The 17103-nt window shown below is 37.3% G+C and carries 15 protein-coding genes; 7 read left to right on the top strand and 8 right to left on the bottom strand.

Translation table 11 applies throughout. From position 1 onward, the window contains the following. Positions 1–74 precede the first annotated feature (74 nt). The gene (locus NK356_RS00925; protein WP_129038684.1) at positions 75–782 is read right to left on the bottom strand and encodes a pseudouridine synthase; all 708 of its coding nucleotides are present in this window, start codon (positions 780–782) and stop codon (positions 75–77) included. A 303-nt stretch (positions 783–1085) separates the two neighbouring features. On the opposite strand from NK356_RS00925, the gene NK356_RS00920 reads away from it, so the two are divergent. From NK356_RS00920 to NK356_RS00910, 3 genes are all read left to right on the top strand, one after another. Continuing rightward, complete coding sequence (locus NK356_RS00920; RefSeq protein WP_034691655.1) at positions 1086–2627, top strand: glycine--tRNA ligase; 1542 nt, start codon at positions 1086–1088, stop codon at positions 2625–2627. A 106-nt stretch (positions 2628–2733) separates the two neighbouring features. After that, positions 2734–3567 carry a hypothetical protein gene (locus NK356_RS00915; RefSeq protein WP_253315960.1) on the top strand — a complete coding sequence of 278 codons (834 nt, stop codon included), beginning with the start codon at positions 2734–2736 and terminating at the stop codon, positions 3565–3567. A 107-nt stretch (positions 3568–3674) separates the two neighbouring features. After that, positions 3675–5204: a hypothetical protein gene (locus NK356_RS00910; RefSeq protein ID WP_253315959.1), complete on the top strand. Its 1530-nt coding sequence runs from the start codon at positions 3675–3677 to the stop codon at positions 5202–5204. A gap of 130 nt (positions 5205–5334) precedes the next feature. Here the strand turns inward: NK356_RS00910 and NK356_RS00905 are convergent, their stop codons facing one another. Further along, positions 5335–6663 (bottom strand): M48 family metalloprotease, encoded by a 1329-nt coding sequence (locus tag NK356_RS00905; RefSeq protein ID WP_253315958.1) that lies wholly within the window; start codon positions 6661–6663, stop codon positions 5335–5337. A gap of 100 nt (positions 6664–6763) precedes the next feature. On the opposite strand from NK356_RS00905, the gene NK356_RS00900 reads away from it, so the two are divergent. From NK356_RS00900 to NK356_RS00890, 3 genes are read left to right on the top strand one after another with little or no spacing between them, the layout of a single operon-like run. Next, positions 6764–7897 carry a serine hydrolase gene (locus NK356_RS00900; protein WP_253315957.1) on the top strand — a complete coding sequence of 378 codons (1134 nt, stop codon included), beginning with the start codon at positions 6764–6766 and terminating at the stop codon, positions 7895–7897. 5 nt (positions 7898–7902) lie between these two features. Continuing rightward, positions 7903–8514 carry a YdeI family protein gene (locus NK356_RS00895; RefSeq protein ID WP_253315956.1) on the top strand — a complete coding sequence of 204 codons (612 nt, stop codon included), beginning with the start codon at positions 7903–7905 and terminating at the stop codon, positions 8512–8514. Positions 8515–8526: 12 nt separating this feature from the next. After that, a complete protein-coding gene (locus NK356_RS00890; protein ID WP_253315955.1) occupies positions 8527–10086 on the top strand; it encodes a helix-turn-helix domain-containing protein in 1560 nt (519 codons plus the stop codon). Here NK356_RS00890 and NK356_RS00885 read toward each other — a convergent pair whose 3' ends face one another. The 6 genes from NK356_RS00885 to NK356_RS00860 form a co-directional block, all read right to left on the bottom strand. Then, a complete protein-coding gene (locus NK356_RS00885; RefSeq protein WP_253315954.1) occupies positions 10087–10998 on the bottom strand; it encodes a hypothetical protein in 912 nt (303 codons plus the stop codon). An 11-nt stretch (positions 10999–11009) separates the two neighbouring features. Next, positions 11010–11822 carry a hypothetical protein gene (locus NK356_RS00880; protein WP_051934171.1) on the bottom strand — a complete coding sequence of 271 codons (813 nt, stop codon included), beginning with the start codon at positions 11820–11822 and terminating at the stop codon, positions 11010–11012. A gap of 11 nt (positions 11823–11833) precedes the next feature. Then, positions 11834–12694 (bottom strand): complement C1q domain-containing protein, encoded by an 861-nt coding sequence (locus tag NK356_RS00875; RefSeq protein ID WP_253315953.1) that lies wholly within the window; start codon positions 12692–12694, stop codon positions 11834–11836. A 226-nt stretch (positions 12695–12920) separates the two neighbouring features. Further along, a complete protein-coding gene (locus NK356_RS00870) occupies positions 12921–13196 on the bottom strand; it encodes a hypothetical protein (RefSeq protein WP_253315952.1) in 276 nt (91 codons plus the stop codon). A gap of 58 nt (positions 13197–13254) precedes the next feature. Beyond that, positions 13255–14553 carry a Y-family DNA polymerase gene (locus NK356_RS00865; protein WP_253315951.1) on the bottom strand — a complete coding sequence of 433 codons (1299 nt, stop codon included), beginning with the start codon at positions 14551–14553 and terminating at the stop codon, positions 13255–13257. A 155-nt stretch (positions 14554–14708) separates the two neighbouring features. Continuing rightward, on the bottom strand, positions 14709–16292 hold the full coding sequence (locus NK356_RS00860; RefSeq protein WP_253315950.1) for a Na+/H+ antiporter: 1584 nt from the start codon (positions 16290–16292) through the stop codon (positions 14709–14711). A gap of 236 nt (positions 16293–16528) precedes the next feature. Between NK356_RS00860 and NK356_RS00855 the strand changes: the two genes are divergently transcribed. Beyond that, complete coding sequence (locus NK356_RS00855; protein WP_034691683.1) at positions 16529–17029, top strand: M15 family metallopeptidase; 501 nt, start codon at positions 16529–16531, stop codon at positions 17027–17029. Positions 17030–17103 lie beyond the last annotated feature (74 nt).

Genomic DNA, 17103 nt, shown 5'->3' with positions numbered 1-17103 from the left:
CTTTGCGAGCATTGCGTTAAAACAATAGAAGCAGAGAAATACCTTCCCCAACCTTGTCAAGGTTATTTAAAATCTTAAGATTTTAATGAAGAGTACGCGCTCAGGTCAAATTTCAGAATATCTCCTACTCTTTTGAATTCCTCATCTATAGTAGCATTTACGGTAATTCTTTCGTTAGAAAGAGGATGATTGAAAATCAGCTGGTGTGCATGAAGCGTCATTTTGCTGATCTCAAATGTTTGAAGCCACAGTTTATTTTGTTTATTGCATCCGTGTTTCCGGCAACCTAAAATAGGATGCAGAATATGTTTAAAATGTTTTCTCAACTGATGGAATCTTCCGGTTTCAGGAATTGCTTCTACCAAAGAATATCTCGAAGTCTGGTGCTTTAGAAAAGGTAAATCTATTTCTGAAGTCTGCAAACGTCGATAGTTTGTAACGGCGTTTTGTTTAACTTCATTTTCATTAACTAAATCATAATCAATGGTTTCTTCTTCTTTTGTCCAGCCCCGAAGAATGGCCAGATATTTCTTCTCCACTTCTCGTGATGCAAACTGTTCACTCATGATTCTAAGAGTATCTTTATCTAGGGTAAACAGCAGAACACCCGAAGTTTTTCGGTCTAAACGGTGTACAGGATACACTTTTTGTCCAATCTGCTTCTTCAATTCCTGAATAGCGTAGGTATCGGCTTCTCCCGCATAGAAAGATTTATGAACCAGTAATCCGCTGGGCTTGTTAATGGCTATAATATGTTCGTCACGATAAAGAATTTCTAACATGGTGCAAAAGTAAAGATTTTCGACTGATATTATATGCTGCTATCTTGGTAAACCTAACAGGTTTTGAAAACCTGTTAGGTTTAGACATTCCTTTATCAATAGCCCCGATCTAAGAGAAAATCCCGCAGTGAGGCGGCGGCGCGAAGCAGAGCCGCCGAGCGAGGAATTGCAACGGAGAGCGGGTTCCCGGCTCCTTAAAAATTAAATTGTAAATATTTGCCTGTTTATTAACGGCTTTTTTTATTGAAACTCATGATTTTGATTCCAAATTCATATTTTTGCATTTCAGACGTTAAAAAAATTATGGCAAAGCAAGAAGATGTTTTCAAGAAAGTGATTTCTCACGCTAAAGAATATGGTTTTATTTTCCCATCGAGTGAGATCTATGATGGTTTATCCGCTGTTTATGATTATGGACAGAACGGTGCCGAACTAAAAAATAATATCAAACAATATTGGTGGAAAGCTATGGTACAGCTTAACGAAAATATTGTCGGCATTGATTCGGCGATCCTTATGCACCCAACCACATGGAAGGCATCAGGCCACGTAGACGCTTTCAACGATCCATTGATTGACAATAAAGATTCTAAGAAACGTTTCAGAGCAGACGTTTTGGTGGAAGATTATTGTGCTAAAATTGAAGATAAAGAGAATAAAGAAATCGAAAAGGCAGCGAAAAGATTCGGGGATGCTTTCGATAAAGATCAGTTTGTGGCTACGAATCCAAAAATTCTGGAATACAGAGCCAAAAGAGAGGCTATTCTTTCAAGGCTGGCAAAGTCTCTGGAAAATGAAGATCTTGCTGATGTAAAAGCTTTGATTGAAGAGCTTGAAATTGCAGATCCTGATACAGGTTCTAAAAACTGGACGGAGGTAAGACAATTCAACCTGATGTTCGGAACAAAACTGGGAGCTTCTGCTGACAGTGCAATGGATCTTTATTTGAGACCGGAAACGGCTCAGGGTATCTTTGTGAACTTCCTGAATGTACAGAAAACTTCACGTCATAAACTTCCTTTCGGTATTGCTCAGATTGGTAAGGCTTTCAGAAATGAGATTGTTGCAAGACAGTTTATCTTCAGAATGCGTGAATTTGAACAGATGGAAATGCAGTTCTTCGTTGCTCCGGGAACAGAACTTGAATTCTACGAGCAGTGGAAGCAAAAACGTCTGAACTGGCACAGAGCTTTAGGTTTGGGTAATGAGAACTACAGATTCCACGATCACGAAAAGCTTGCTCACTATGCAAATGCTGCGGCTGATATTGAGTTTAACTTCCCATTCGGATTTAAAGAACTGGAAGGTATTCACTCAAGAACGGATTTCGACTTAAAAGCGCATGAAGAATTCTCAGGAAGAAAACTTCAGTTCTTTGATCCTGAAAGAAACGAAAACTATGTTCCTTATGTAGTGGAAACTTCTGTAGGTTTAGACAGATTATTCCTTTCAATCTTCTCTCATTGTTTAAGAGACGAAACGTTAGAAGACGGTTCAGAAAGAACAGTTTTATCGTTACCACCAGCATTAGCACCAATTAAAGCAGCTATTCTTCCATTGATGAAGAGAGATGGTTTAGCAGAATATGCAGAAAAGATCTTCAATGATCTGAAATATGATTTCAACTTATTCTACGAGGAGAAAGATGCCATCGGAAAACGTTACAGAAGACAGGATGCCATTGGTACTCCATACTGTATCACTGTAGATCATGACTCTTTAGTTGATCACACGGTAACCATCAGAGACAGAGATACGATGCAGCAGGAAAGAGTTCCTGTTTCAGAGTTGAGAAGAATCATTGATGAGAAAACGAACTTCAGAAATTTACTTTCTCAATTATAGTTTAAAAGCCCTGGTTTCAGGGCTTTTTTATTTTTCGCACATTCCGGATCAACCTACCATAAAAATGATTATTTTTAGCGGACTAAAAACTAAACTAATAATAACCATGAAAAAACTGATGTTTTCATCACTTGCTGTGGTATTGCTCTCAAGTTGTGTGTCTAATGATAATCCGGCCGACCACAGAGACAACAGCAATAATTCTCAGAACAATAATAACGGTCCTTTTCACCTCTTAAAAAAAGCAACAGACGTCAATCCGGGAGGTCAGCCCTATGTGGTGGAATTTAAGTATAACGGTGATAAGCTTGTAGAAACTTATAATGCGCCGGATGATGATAGAGTTGTTTATACTTACAGTGGAGATTATATTGCTAAAACAGAAGAGTTCATTGGTGGCGCTCTGGTTCTGATGAGAGAATTCACCTATTCTAATGGAAGACTTTCAACGGAAAAGATAACTGATAAAGAACAGGGAACGCTTACCTATACCAAAATCTATCAGTATCTCAGTGATACCCATGTTCAGTTTGATGAATATAAAAGCGGAACTTATAATCCTGCGACAGGAACATATTCCAATCTTGTATTTGCACAGGTGGATGTTAATTTAACCAATGCCGGAAATGTGGCTTCAGCCAAATATACTTATAACGGAGTTACCTACAATATCACCAATACTTATGACACCTTCAATAGTCCGATGAAAGGTATAAAAGGTTTTGTTAAGATCAATTTATTTGACGTGAGTGACGGACAAATAGGTTATAATAATTTATTGAATCAAACGGAGAGTTATTCTGGTTCATCCAATGGAACGAACAAAATCACTGCAGTTTACACGCTTAACGGAGATAACTATCCTACCAAAGCTGTTACTACATATGACAGTTCTGGTTATGGAACAAGTACTCATAACTGGCTTTACGAGTACTATTAATAATTATTTTGCATTTTTAGATAGTAAGCTCTGGAATTATTTTCAGGGCTTTTTATTTTTCGCAACATATAGGTTAATTTATTATTTTTATCCTTCAAATTTTAACCATGAAAAAAATAACGCTGATAATGTTTGGGCTCATCCAGACATTTGCATTTTCTCAAACTCAGGACCTCACAACTCTCGCTGCAGGTGATCACGTGGGAATGAATGCTCTATTTGATGATAAAGACAATCTTTACGGCTACGTTTCTCTATATTCTTACGGAAAATCCGGTGATAAAACCAAAAAGTTTGAATATGTTATCCTGGACAAAAACCTCAACCCTGTTGCCAATAAAGAATTTGAAGGAGATATCACGGCTGCCTCTTATTTGGGATATGTTGATTTTAAAGGTCAGATTATCTTAAAGCCTTCCATGATGGATTATTCTCTTGTGAAAAGCAAAGAAGTATTTACTCCGGTTTCTATGGTAATTGATCCGAAAACCAACTCTATTACCCGAAAAATATATTATGATTACCTGGAAAACGGTAGTTTCAAAGAGATCAACGAGCCGAAAAGCTGGAAAGAACAACGTAAGGAAAACCGAGATGAGAAAAAAGAGAAAGGCTACAACTACGTTTCTGCAGTAGGAGAACTGAAAGAAGGTGGTTATTTTGCTGTTGAATACAAAGACTACGGGAAGTACGAAAACAGCAACAGCCTCATGAGATTTGATGACAACAAAAAGGAAATCTGGAGATACAAATATAACACTGACGGAAGTAAAAAACTGTACACCACTTTATCCGTTCTGGAAAGAGACGAAAATTATATGTACTGTATCCTGAAGAAAGTGAATGACAAGCAGAAGACATTCAATCTGATGGTTCTTGACATGAAAACCGGAAAAGAAACATCCAACAAACCGATTACCGGACTATCTGATGATACAATAGATAATATTGAATCCTTCTACTCCAACTACAGAAAACTTGATAATGATAAAACGTTTGATGATAAAGTAGTTCTGCTGGGAAGAAACTATGATGATTCAGAATCAGTGGGATTTGCAAGAATGGTCCTCAACAAATCTGATTTTTCAGTTGATATGAAAGCGATCAATTATGAACCCAATATTTCTGCTTTTCTTCCAAAGGTCGACAAATATGGAATGGTAGAAAGCGGTTATATGCTTCAGACCAAAGATATGTACTTTATGAACGATGGAAGTGTGGGTATTTTATCCGAAAAATACAAACCGGCAGGGCAATACAACGCTCCGAAGACCACGGATCTTGTGTATATCTACACGGATAAAGATTTCAAAGTGAAAAATGTTCAGGTTTTTGAAAAGGAAAAATCAAAATGGGTCAACAGCGATTACCTCTTCTCACAATACCTCAACGGAGGAAAAGACGTAGTATTTTTCTATCGTGACTATCAAAAAGACGAAGTAACCAGGCAGAAAAGATGGAATTTGTTTATCAATACCATTATTGATGGAAAATTCAAACAGGAGATTATTCCAATTTCTGAAAAAGATAATTATGCAGTAACGCCATACGTTGGAAAAGAAGGCTACATCCTTCTTCGGGAATATAACGAAAAAGAAAAATTCAATAAGATCCGTCTGGAAAAATTAAATTATTAATACAAAAAGAACCCTGACTAAACATCAGGGTTTTTCTTTTAGGTTTGGCTAAAGCCAATAGAATTTTCTATTATTTCAAAAACGGGCTAAAGCCCGTTCCTATTGATATTCCAATTATTCATAATGAAAATCAGTTTACCTTCGCTATCGTCTCATTCGTCTGATAAAAGTCTGCTATATTTTTTATTTCATCAAGGCTTAAATTCCACATGAAATTCAGAAACTGCTGGTAACTTTCACTTTGGCTCTTAGGCTCTATCCTGTCCAGATACCGGTTCAGATTATAATTTTTTCTTGCTTCATATATTTTGGAGAAACATTTTCCCAGCCAGCTTTTATAATATTTTTCCTCCTCTTCATCCTGCAAAAACTGCATGGCTGCATAAATCCCCAGTCCGTAGTCTTCCGAATGGAAATAATTGGGCAAAATCTCCATCCTTGCTGTTTTTTTTAATGCTAAAAACAGGTCTGAAGGTTTTTCCGGAGTAACAGGTGTTTTAAGTTCTGCAAAAGTCTTTTTAAGCATTTCAATTCTTCTGGAAACTTCAGGATGCGATGCCAGAGAATCTTTGTTCAGTTTTTCTGTGTAAAAATTATAATTGTATAGTGAAAAGTCTTCCTTTTTCATCCATTTTTCATTGAACGCCTGTCGGGGAAGATTAAAAAGCTTTTTATATGTTTCTACTTTCAGCTCTCTTGGTGAGATTGTATCAAAATCCTGCAGCCTCTGAAGAGCATTGACAAATTCTGCCTTCTTGAAATCACTGTTTTTAAAGATAACATACCCGAGAGAATCTGCCTGCATTTCGCTTTGTCTTCTTTCTACTCCTTTCTTGTAGGCTGTATTTTTAAAAATATCGAATGCCTTTTGATTCTGGCCCTGGCTTCTGCTTGTTGTAGTAGATTTTATATTCTGCACCACCACTTTATCCTGTTTATCCTGTTCGATAATTTTCAAAAAAGTCTTCAGGGAATGTTCCTCTATTTTGTGTCCCAGCTCATGAGCAATTACCGCAGCAATCTGTTCCTCATTATTTAGCCAGCTGTAAAGCCCCATGTTGATGACAAAGGTTCCATCAGCAAGACAGTAAGCATTGGGAGTGTTGTCTTTTGCAATCAGAATTTTCAGATCCTGAGGAATTGTAGGATTATTCTTTTTAAGACGTAGAATCATAGATTGTATACTGGTTTCAAATTCAGATTTAAAGATAAAATCCTTATTCTTCACCTGCTTTTCAAAATCAGTTCCGAATTCTTTATAAATTTTGGATAATTCAGAACCTGTTTTCCCGGAATATTGAGACTTTAACCTCTTTACAGTTGCTTCATTATTTCCTTCAAAACTCTTTAAAAATGCTTTTCTCTGTATATAATCTGCAGTATCTATAGGTTTATAAATCTGGGCCATTCCCATGATTGAAAATAGGAAGTACCCCAATACAAAAAGTTTTCTGGTCATAGTTTTCTTCAATAAGAACAAAAATAACTTATTTGCTGATTCATTTTAAATTTTATAACCAAATTATTCTAAATTTGTTAAAGACCCCATTCATGAAAAAATGAGAATACTAAAGTATATGATAGGTGGAGCTGTAGCAGGTGCAGCAGCAGCTTATTTTTTTGGATATGATTATTTATTTAGTGGTATTTCCAAAACCTACCTTAAAGGAAAATCAAGTGCATACATCGACGATGGAGACCTTTTCCCCAGCAACCCTATTGCGACGGAAGAGCCCAGGCTCTGGGAAGAGGATGCTGAGTATAACAAAAAAGACTTACCTAAACATTTAGTTGACAATTTAAAACACTCCAAAACAGCAGCTTTGGTGGTGATAAGGAATGGGAAAATTCTTCATGAACAATACTGGGACGGCTATAACCAGCTATCCCAAACCAATTCTTTTTCTATGGCGAAAGCAGTGACTGTGATGCTTTTGGGAAAAGCACTGGAAGAAGGAATTATTCCATCTATTGATGAAAAGTTCTCCGATTTTTATTCTGAATTTAAAAATAAACCCTTCGGAAATCAGGTTACCCTTAAAAATTTAGCTCAAATGGAAGCGGGATTAGATTGGAATGAAGACTACAACAATCCTTTTCTTCCCAATGCTAAAGCCTATTATGGAAAAAGCCTTGTAAAAGCTGTATTCACAAGAAAATTCAAAGAAGAACCAGGGGTCAGATTTGAATATCAAAGCGGTTCTACACAACTTCTTGGTTTTGCCCTGCGTAAGGCTCTTGATAAACCATTGGCAACTTATTTATCAGAAAAGTTCTGGGCTCCTCTGGGAATGGAACAAAATGCTAAATGGACTACAGATGATCATGGTATGGAAAAAACCTATTGCTGTATTCATTCCAATGCAAGAGATTTTGCCAAGCTGGGACAGTTATTTCTGGATGACGGAAAAGCGGGAGACCGGCAAATCCTTAATCAAGGTTTCATTGAACAGATGAGAACTCCTACCGAAAAGTCTGAAAACATTTATGGAATGGGCCTTTGGATCAATCATGACAACCCCATCAAACATTACTATTTTCTGGGATTACAGGGTCAATATATCATTATGGTTCCGCAGCATAATATGGTCATTGTAAAAACCGGAAGCTATTCCAACAACCCTAAAAATGACAGAGGAAGGCCCGATCAGGTAAAATTCCTTGTTAATGAAATTGTACAATTATTCCAATAAAAACGATGGAGAAATACAGTCCAAAAATTGATGCATATATTGAAAAATCACAGGATTTTGCGAAACCTATCCTGCATTACATCCGTGAAACCGTTCATGAGTTCTGTCCTGATGCCGAAGAAACCATGAAGTGGAGCTTTCCCCATTTTATTTATAAAGGGAAAAATCTTTGTGCTATGGCTTCTTTCAAACAGCACTGTACTTTTGGATTCTGGCTGGAAAAGGAAATGAAAACCATGCAGGAGATCACTCAGGATATTGAGAAAAATTCGATGTTCAGTTTAGGAAAAATTACGCAGGTCGGAGATCTTCCCTCCAGACCTCAGCTGAAAAAGGCAATTACAGAAGCTATGGAGCTTACGGATATGGGCGTTACCATGAAAAAAGCAGCACCCTCCAAAACAGAAATGGAAATTCCTGATTATTTTCAGAATGCTTTAAATGCCCAGCCAAAAGCAAAAGATTTTTTTGAAAAAGCTTCACCCTCTTTCAGAAAAGAGTATATTGCATGGGTTTCCGAGGCTAAAACAGAAGCTACCAGAAATAAGAGACTGGAACAGTCTTTGGAATGGATTGCTGAAGGTAAAAGCCGCAACTGGAAGTACCAGAAAAAATAAAAAACACACACAATGAAGAAAAAAATTATTCTCTTTTTCTTCCTTATTATTTCAATTTTTACACTCGCTCAATCATTTGATTTTGAGGGACAATATAAGTATGCCCGCATGCTTTCTTCTCAAAATCCTGACAGCTCAGAAATTATTCTGAATAAGATCATTGATTCTGCCCGGAGAAGAAACCACCAGGAATTTCTTGCAAAGGCTTATTATTTAAAGTCTTTCAACAGCTATTTAAAATCAGATGCTGAAAAAAGTCTTGATTTTGCAGATAAAGCGCTTACAATAGCTACGCAAAGCAATTACAGCATTGGGAAGGCGCTGGCGTACAGAATGCAGGGAACTCAGTATGCAAAGCTCGGATTGCTTAAAGAATCTTCTACAAGTCTTAGAAATGCTCTGGCAGAAGTAAAAACCAATAATACGGAAGAAGGACATGAACTGAAAGGCATGATCTTTAATTCTTTTTTGATTCTTCTCAATAAGGATCAGTACAAAGAGAAGGCATTTTATTCTAAAAGTGCCATTCAGGAATTTCAGAAGCTAAAAAATACTGCCAGACGAAATGAATTGCTGATTTCTGCCTACACCAATATGGGCTATAATTTATCTGAAGTAAAAAAATTCAGGGAAGCCAAATATTATTTTACAAATGCTCTTTCATTAGTAGGGGAAAGCAATTATTATCTTCAGGCCAACATTCTTAATGATATCGGATTTTCTTTTTCAAAACAGAATAAACCAGACAGTGCAATCCTGTATTATCAGAAATCTCTGGCCATTGTAGACCAGTATGGTTTCAACGAAAAAAAAATTGAGGTAACGAAAAATCTTGAAGAAGCATATGCCCAGCTCCACGACGAGTCTAATACCGAAAAATATAAAATTGAAAACCTTACCTTAAAAGACAACATTGCTTACAACAAAGCCATGGCCGTCAACAAAACTTTATCAAAAAAAGAGGAAAGCTTCCATCAACAGCTCAACGAAAGTCACAGCATTTCAAAAGGACTTATTATAGCCTGTCTTACTCTGATTATTGTTTTAGGCGCTGTGATTTTCAATACTCTTCGTCTCCGTAAAAAACATAAAGAAGTTGTAGCAAAAATTTACAGAGAAGGGATTTCTCCCGTTATTTATGAGGAAGATCCACAGGAAGCTTCTGAGGATATTCAGACAAAAAACACCCCTACTCCTATAGAAATAAAAATTTCGCCTGAAGTAGAGGAAAACATACTAAACGGATTAAAAATTTTTGAAGAAAACCTTGAGTTTAACAACAAAAACATCTCTCGTTACAACCTTGCAAACACGTTGAATATCAACACAAAATACCTTTCAACGGTTATTAAGAAACATAAAAAATTCAATTTCAATCAGTACATTAATCATCTAAGGATCAATTATATTGTCACCCAATTGAAAAACGAACCTCAATATAGAAAATATAAGATCAATCATCTTGCTGAAATCACGGGATATTCATCTCACAGCGCCTTTTCTCTTGAGTTCAAAAAGATCACAGGGCTGCATCCTTCGGCTTTTATTAAAACCCTTGATGAGATCTCCTGATTACTGTTCTGCTATGGTAAGATTATTATAACCTCCCGTATTATTAAGCGAGAAATTCGCAACGTTTGAGTTATTTAAATTAAACCAGATATAAGGCATTAGTCTTTGTCCTGCCGTCATATAGAATGAAGCGGTACAGTTACTTCCGGCATCAATATTTCCGACACTGTTTGAGGACATGGTATTGGCACATTTCACTGTATTGACAATATTGGAGGCAGCCAATCCTGCCGTATTATCATAAAGCTGCCAGATGGCTTCTATCTGAATAGGATTTAAAGGATCTGTAGTATAATTAATGGCCAATGGAGCCAGGTCCGTGGTGAAAGTGGCTACATAAATTCCGTTTCTGGGTGCTGTAAAAATTCCCGTGCCGGCATTGAAGGTCGTGCCGGAGTTACTTTCAAAGGTTTTACTCCAATCTACCAAGTAGTTACTCGCCCTGTTCTGCAAACCGGCAGTTACGGTTGGTGTGGCTGGAGTTGCAAGCTTCACGTTATTCGTTGTTTTGGCTGCAATCACAATCACTTTATTACTGGCAGGCTGAGCTGTCAGCAAAGGAAGCCATTCATTTCCGTTGGAATATTCTACGCCGCTGTTATAGCATACTGCCCCTTCATCTGCTGCAACAGCTGTTAAAGTAGAAGTTCCAAAACCAATCGCTCCGTTTCCGGAATTTCTGGCGTCTACTTTTACAGCCGGGCTCAAAGTTCCTACTCCTAGTTTCCCTGTATTATTTACAAGCATATCATTAGCCTGCTGAGCGGGTGTAAATGTTGATCCGGAAGAAGGATTATCTTTCTGTCCGTCAATATGTAAAATACCTTGCGGGTTTGGGGTATTGATTCCAATTTGTGAAAATGCACACTGGAAACTTAAAGTCATTAAAATCAGTAAACAATTCTTTTTCATCATGTATCTTTTTATAATCCGAAAATACTTAAAGAAGTTAGCGTAGAATCCGTGTCCAGTGTTTTTGAACTTCCCAGTTTCTGATTCAGGCTTACTGTAATATTATCTCCCTGGTTCAGGTTAAAAATGCCGGAACAGTTTCCTGCAACACGGTTTCCAATGGTATTGTTTCCAGGGTAACTTCCTACACATTTGAATACCTTATTGGTTGAAGAAGAGGCTGAATTGGTCTGAATCAAAGTTTCATACCTTGAATCATTTGCAATACTTCCCGAAGCCAGTGAAAAGGTAAATGACACGATATACACCCCCGTTTTTGAAGCGGTAAAAGTTCCTGTACCTGCATTAAAGCTGCTATTCACATCTGTTTTCTTAGTCCAGCCGATAACAGCTGTCTGTACTCCATCATTGAAGCTTTGTAGGGAAGCATTTTCTGCATCCACAAAATCATTGGGAGCCTTATGAGCCAGTGCTACCCAGGTTGTCCCGTTAGAATAGCTCAGATCCTGAGCTCCGGAATTATACCTCATCGCTCCGGCCTTTGCTGCAGAAGCAGCCTGTGAAGTTCCTCCGATTCCTATTGCATTTAAACGTTCTCCTGATCTCAGGTCAAGCCTTGTTTTGGGAGATTTTGTTCCTATTCCTACATTTCCAGATTGAGTAATGACAACATCATCGTAGTAGCTGGAAGGTATAGAAACAGTGGTATTTTTTTGCCCGTCTATATGTACAGTTGCTTCCGGAGAAGACATATTGATTCCTATCTGTGCTTTCATCCCTATGCCACAGCCAATGACCAAAGCCAGTCCTAATATTTTTCTCATATTCAAATGTGTTATTGTTCTAAAATAGAAAGATTTACAAAGCCATATTCATTGCTTGCAGAAGATGTATCTGTTCTCAGGCTCAGGTTTCCGTTATAAACAGACTGATAGATATAAGGCTGAAGCGTATCTCCTTTGTTCAACTGAACTCCGGCAACACACGATCCGGCCACCTGTGCCTGTTTTGAAATATTGGAGTAAGATTTTACGCATTTCTTTACCGTAGTATTTCCGTTCACAACATATCTTGCTTCTGAAAAGTAGCCTGAAACGATAGGAATTCTTACAAAGTCATACGTAAAAGAAATAAGATACACCCCGGTTCTTGGAGCTATAAAAACACCTGTTCCGGGAGTAAAATTCCCTGTTGGATCGGAAACTTCCGTCCATCCCGCAACACCTGTAGAAACCTGATAGGGAATTTTTACCGCAAAGTTAGCTGCCTGAAGATTGGCAACAACTACCGCTTTAGTAGGGGAAGAAATAAGGTCCTGCCATATCACACCATCAGAATACTGCATCTTTCCACCATTCAGCGGATTATATCTTACAGCTCCTCCACCTGCTGCTGAAGCGGTCTGGCTGGTTTCTCCTATTCCGATTGAGTTGTCTGAATTTGTTGCTGAACGGGTGTCTATTTTAACAGCTGGCGTTAAGGTTCCAATCCCTATTTCTCCGGCAGAAGTGATAGCAACATCATTAGCTATTTGGATAGAAGATGGAGCTCCGGATGAGGGATTATCTTTTGCTCCATCCACATGGAAAGTGGTTTGAGGGTTTGAAGTGTTAATACCTACCTGCGCTTTTGAATAAATTATTGAGAAGCACAAAGGAAACAGTATTCCCTTCATCAAAATACTTAGATTTTTCATGTAATTTGTGGTTTTAAAACGTGTACAATTCTTGGCCAAAGATAAATGTAAAAGCAGATCTCCTGCAATAGCCCAACCTCTACCACAAACACATAATTAATTGACAAACAACAAAATAGAGCAATATTTTACATTATCAAAATACGGAATTTTACTATTAAAAATAAAATCAAAACCTTATTTCAATAGAAATTTTTAAAGAATTTATGTTTTTTGAAGAAAAATATTATTTCAGAAAAAATTGAATGTCATTAATAAGTTCATCGTATGATCTATTATCTTCCGATTTCAATATTGCTCCTGTTTCAAGTTCCTCAATAATGATATCATAGCCAGTGGTTTTATAATAGTCATATGCTGAAATATAGATAAGAACATTGCCCTTCTTCAGTCCTAAAGCTGTAGTATCTGCATCCCAATAATCCACAAATTCATACCCGGAAAGATCTTCCAGAGACAGTTTTTCTAATAAATTATTGATATCAGTACATTTATTTTCCATTCGATAAGAAATAATGAAAGCGGAAAATAAGCAAAGTTTTTTGAATTAAAAATAGGTCTTAATGAAATCTGAAGTTCGCTTCCGGCAATGTATTTTTTTTCAGGAAGGCTTCATATTCCGGGGAGAGTTTTGCACGACCAAAAGTATTTTCTCCGCTCATGCTTCCAAGGCGTACTTTATCCTTTCCAAATTTTCGGTTCATCGCATCCATAGCTTTCATCACAGGAAGATGCTGGTTTTGAATATCTTCTTCGAAAAGACCGATCTGTCTCTGATCTTCAGGAACAAAATCATTCACCATTACTCCTGCTCTCTTATAATGAAACCCATCTCTGTAAATGGCCTCAAAAAGTTCATTGACCACTCTTCCGATAAGGATAGACGAATTGGTAGGATTTGAAAGAATTCTGGTCATTGCATTTTTGTATTCAGGTAAATCTTTTCTGAATCGATTGGTCTGCACAAAAACGGTAATCATTTTACAGCAGGTATTCTGCTTCCTGAGTCTTTCCGAGCAATACATTCCAAACGTTTCTACTCTTTCCCGTACTTCTTCTTTCTTGGTGAGCATCTGCATAAAGCTTCGGGTGACTGCGATGGATTTCTTTGGAGAAGGAGCATCCAGTTCCAGCTGACGAATTCCTCTCAATTCATGAATCATTCTTACGCCATGAATTCCCATCACTTTTCGAACCCACATTTCAGGTTTCTGAAGAAGATCCCATGCTTTATACACTCCACTATCGTTCATTTTGGCAGCAAGCCTTCTTCCAATTCCCCATACATCTCCTATGTTGAGCCATTTCAGAGCTTTTTCAATTTTTTCAGGAGTATCCAGAATATACACTCCTTTAAAATTATTCGGAAATTCTTTTACGATTCTGTTTGCCACTTTACATAATGTTTTGGTGGGTGCAATTCCTATGCTTACGGGAATATTTTCTTTCTCATCAATTTCATTCCTGATTTTAAGACAATACTCATACATATCAATATATTTGAATCCTGTCAAATCAAGAAAAAGCTCATCGATACTGTAAACCTCATGGTCAATGACATACGATTTGGCAATATTGATAACCTGCTGGCTTTTGTAATTATACAGTTCAAATTTTGCAGAAAAACTTTTCACATCATGTTTCTGAAAAAGCTCTTTGTACTTAAATGCTGGAGCTGCCATAGGAATTCCAAGGTCTTTTGCTTCTTTGCTTCTGGATACAACACATCCATCGTTGTTGGAAAGAACCACAACGGGCTTGCCTTCAAGATCAGGATCTAAAGTCCTTTCACAGGAAACAAAAAAATTGTTACAATCTACCAGAGCGTACATGACAATTGCATAGTAAAATCTATACAAAATTATAGTTTTTAAAGAATAAAACAATCTTTTAAACCACAATTAACATCATATTTAACACATTGAAAAACAAATGAATAAAATTTTATAATACGACATGTTTTGTCGCATTAGCGCTGTAGTTTTGTTTTCAAAAACAAAAATTATGGCATAGATTAAATCATCCTTAACCGTTCTTCCTCAAGGTCGAGCTGATAGAGCTGATGGCGGATAATTTCTTCGTTGACAGAAATATCTTTATTCAATTCTGAAAGAAACTGTCTCTGGCTTTCCAGCATTTCAAAAAAGATATCTTTGGTCTTTTCATTCATCCATTCAGTATTATTGGTCTGGATCTTTTCCTCCCATTGTTTCAGCATTCTTTCTAATCCTGCATGGCTGTTCAGTTCATTTTCATGCTTATTTTTAAGAAAATGATAAACATGCTGTTTCAGTTGATGTTTTATTTCTTCTCTGGCCTTTTTATCTTTCTCTTCATCTGTAAAATCATCAAATACATGTCCATATTTGATGAAGTATGGCAAGGTAAGTCCTTGTACGAGTAATGTAAGAAGAATCACCACGAAAGTAATGAAGAGGATAAGATTTCTGTTGGGAAAAGGAAGTCCGTTTTCAAGGGTAATCGGAATGGCAAGTGCAGCAGCCAATGAAACAACACCTCTCATTCCGGTCCAACCAAGCATCAAAGGCATCAACAGCCGTCTTCTTGCCGAAGAAGCACGGGGAGCAACACTTGGCCGGAAAATCAATGTAGCCAGCATAGCAGCATAAGAGCTTATGATTCTGGCGGCAATCAGAATACCAGTCACCAGCACTCCATATTGGATTGCTATTCTTAAAGGAATTCCTTCTGATCTCAACCCGCCAACAATTTCAGGAAGTTCAAGCCCGATGATTAAGAAAACGATGCCATTCAGAATAAATACAAAGCTCTGCCATACACTATAGCCCATAATTCGGCTGGTACTGTTGAGAAATATCAATCGTTTGCCTGACATATACAAACCTCCGCAAACCACAGCTAAAACTCCGGAAGCATGAAACTGTTCTGCTATCCAATACATCAGATAAGGTTCAATAATCGTTAAAGCAATATCCGAAGAAGCTTCTGTAGGGAGCCTTTTATGAACCTGTACAAAGATCCACGCCAATAGTAAGCCGATTCCTGCACCTCCGATGATCATCCATACAAAGTCTAATGAAGCTTCCTGCCATATAAATTGTCCGGTTCCTACAGCAATCAAAGCAAAACGGAATATAATTAATGAAGAAGCATCATTCAATAAACTTTCTCCTTCCAGAATAGCAGATGTGGTAGACGGTATTTTTACAAATTTCATGATCGCTCCTGTACTCACTGCATCAGGTGGAGATACGATACCACCCAACAAAAACCCGAGAGCAAGTGTAAATCCGGGAATAAAATAATTGGCTGTCACCGCCACTGCCAGCGCTGTAAAAAAGACTACTAAAAAGGCAAAACTTCCGATAATGCGCCACCATCGTTTCATTTCTTTAAAGGAAATAGACCACGCAGCTTCAAATAAAAGAGGAGGTAAAAATATAAAAAAGATAAGATCCGGATTGATCTTTACAACCGGAAGACCTGGTACAAAACTAACAAGCAACCCGAATACAACGAGCAAAATAGGATAAGCAATTTTTAATTTTGCAGCCCACATATTGAGCAGTACAATGGCTGCAACCATGGCCAATAAAAAAGGTAGGATCGTATGCATTTACTATTGTGTTTTATCCATCATATTTACTACTTCTATTTGATTTTTGAAAATTTAAAAGCAATTTTTTCTCATTTTTTGGATGTACAGATGAGTTATTTGTTGCTAAATCTCTTTTCTTATTATGTTTTTTGCCTAAGGCTGAATGTTATAGAATTTTAAACAAAATTTAAATAAAACACGTCAAGTTTCGTCGTCTCTGCGCTATACTTTTGTTCTATAACAAAATAAGAAATATGGACAAAGTAACCTTAGAAAGGATTCAGAAACTTCACCCGTTGGTAAGAGATGAAGTGAAGCAAATTATACAGGAATGTGATGAAGCCCTTACCGGAAGAGCCAAGATACGAATCACTCAGGGATTAAGATCTTTTGAAGAGCAGGAAAAGCTTTATGCCATCGGAAGAATTACTTCAGGAAAAAAGGTAACCAATGCAAAGGCAGGGCAAAGCATCCACAATTATGGACTTGCCGTAGACATCTGCCTGATGATTGATGGGAAAACAGCAAGCTGGGATACCGCAAAGGACTGGGATAATGACAAAGTTGCAGATTGGTACGAATGTGTAAAAATCTTTGCCAGACACGGCTGGGATTGGGGTGGAAACTGGAAAACATTTAAAGACCTTCCCCACTTCGAAAAGAAGACGATTCCCTCTAAAAAAGGCCCTGTAAAAACCAGTTGGAGAACGCTTTTGAAGATGCCAAAAGACCAACAGAATTACGTTGTTTTTTAGTGTCATTTATTTGAAATTAAATATAATACGACATGTTCTGTCGCCTCCTCAGACTACTTTTGCTTTATAAGAAA

Source organism: Chryseobacterium sp. S0630, assembly GCF_024158915.1.
In the GTDB taxonomy this organism is placed as follows: Bacteria; Bacteroidota; Bacteroidia; order Flavobacteriales; family Weeksellaceae; genus Chryseobacterium.
Note: the sequence above shows the minus strand (reverse complement) of the source record. Positions and strands in the feature narration are given on the sequence as shown.

Bases quoted from the DNA above. Each gene is read 5' to 3' on its own strand.
- NK356_RS00925 (WP_129038684.1), bottom strand. From the start codon at position 782: ATGTTAGAAATTCTTTATCGTGACGAACATATTATAGCCATTAACAAG.
- NK356_RS00920 (WP_034691655.1), top strand. From the start codon at position 1,086: ATGGCAAAGCAAGAAGATGTTTTCAAGAAAGTGATTTCTCACGCTAAA.
- NK356_RS00915 (WP_253315960.1), top strand. From the start codon at position 2,734: ATGAAAAAACTGATGTTTTCATCACTTGCTGTGGTATTGCTCTCAAGT.
- NK356_RS00910 (WP_253315959.1), top strand. From the start codon at position 3,675: ATGAAAAAAATAACGCTGATAATGTTTGGGCTCATCCAGACATTTGCA.
- NK356_RS00905 (WP_253315958.1), bottom strand. From the start codon at position 6,663: ATGACCAGAAAACTTTTTGTATTGGGGTACTTCCTATTTTCAATCATG.
- NK356_RS00900 (WP_253315957.1), top strand. From the start codon at position 6,764: ATGAGAATACTAAAGTATATGATAGGTGGAGCTGTAGCAGGTGCAGCA.
- NK356_RS00895 (WP_253315956.1), top strand. From the start codon at position 7,903: ATGGAGAAATACAGTCCAAAAATTGATGCATATATTGAAAAATCACAG.
- NK356_RS00890 (WP_253315955.1), top strand. From the start codon at position 8,527: ATGAAGAAAAAAATTATTCTCTTTTTCTTCCTTATTATTTCAATTTTT.
- NK356_RS00885 (WP_253315954.1), bottom strand. From the start codon at position 10,998: ATGAAAAAGAATTGTTTACTGATTTTAATGACTTTAAGTTTCCAGTGT.
- NK356_RS00880 (WP_051934171.1), bottom strand. From the start codon at position 11,822: ATGAGAAAAATATTAGGACTGGCTTTGGTCATTGGCTGTGGCATAGGG.
- NK356_RS00875 (WP_253315953.1), bottom strand. From the start codon at position 12,694: ATGAAAAATCTAAGTATTTTGATGAAGGGAATACTGTTTCCTTTGTGC.
- NK356_RS00870 (WP_253315952.1), bottom strand. From the start codon at position 13,196: ATGGAAAATAAATGTACTGATATCAATAATTTATTAGAAAAACTGTCT.
- NK356_RS00860 (WP_253315950.1), bottom strand. From the start codon at position 16,292: ATGCATACGATCCTACCTTTTTTATTGGCCATGGTTGCAGCCATTGTA.
- NK356_RS00855 (WP_034691683.1), top strand. From the start codon at position 16,529: ATGGACAAAGTAACCTTAGAAAGGATTCAGAAACTTCACCCGTTGGTA.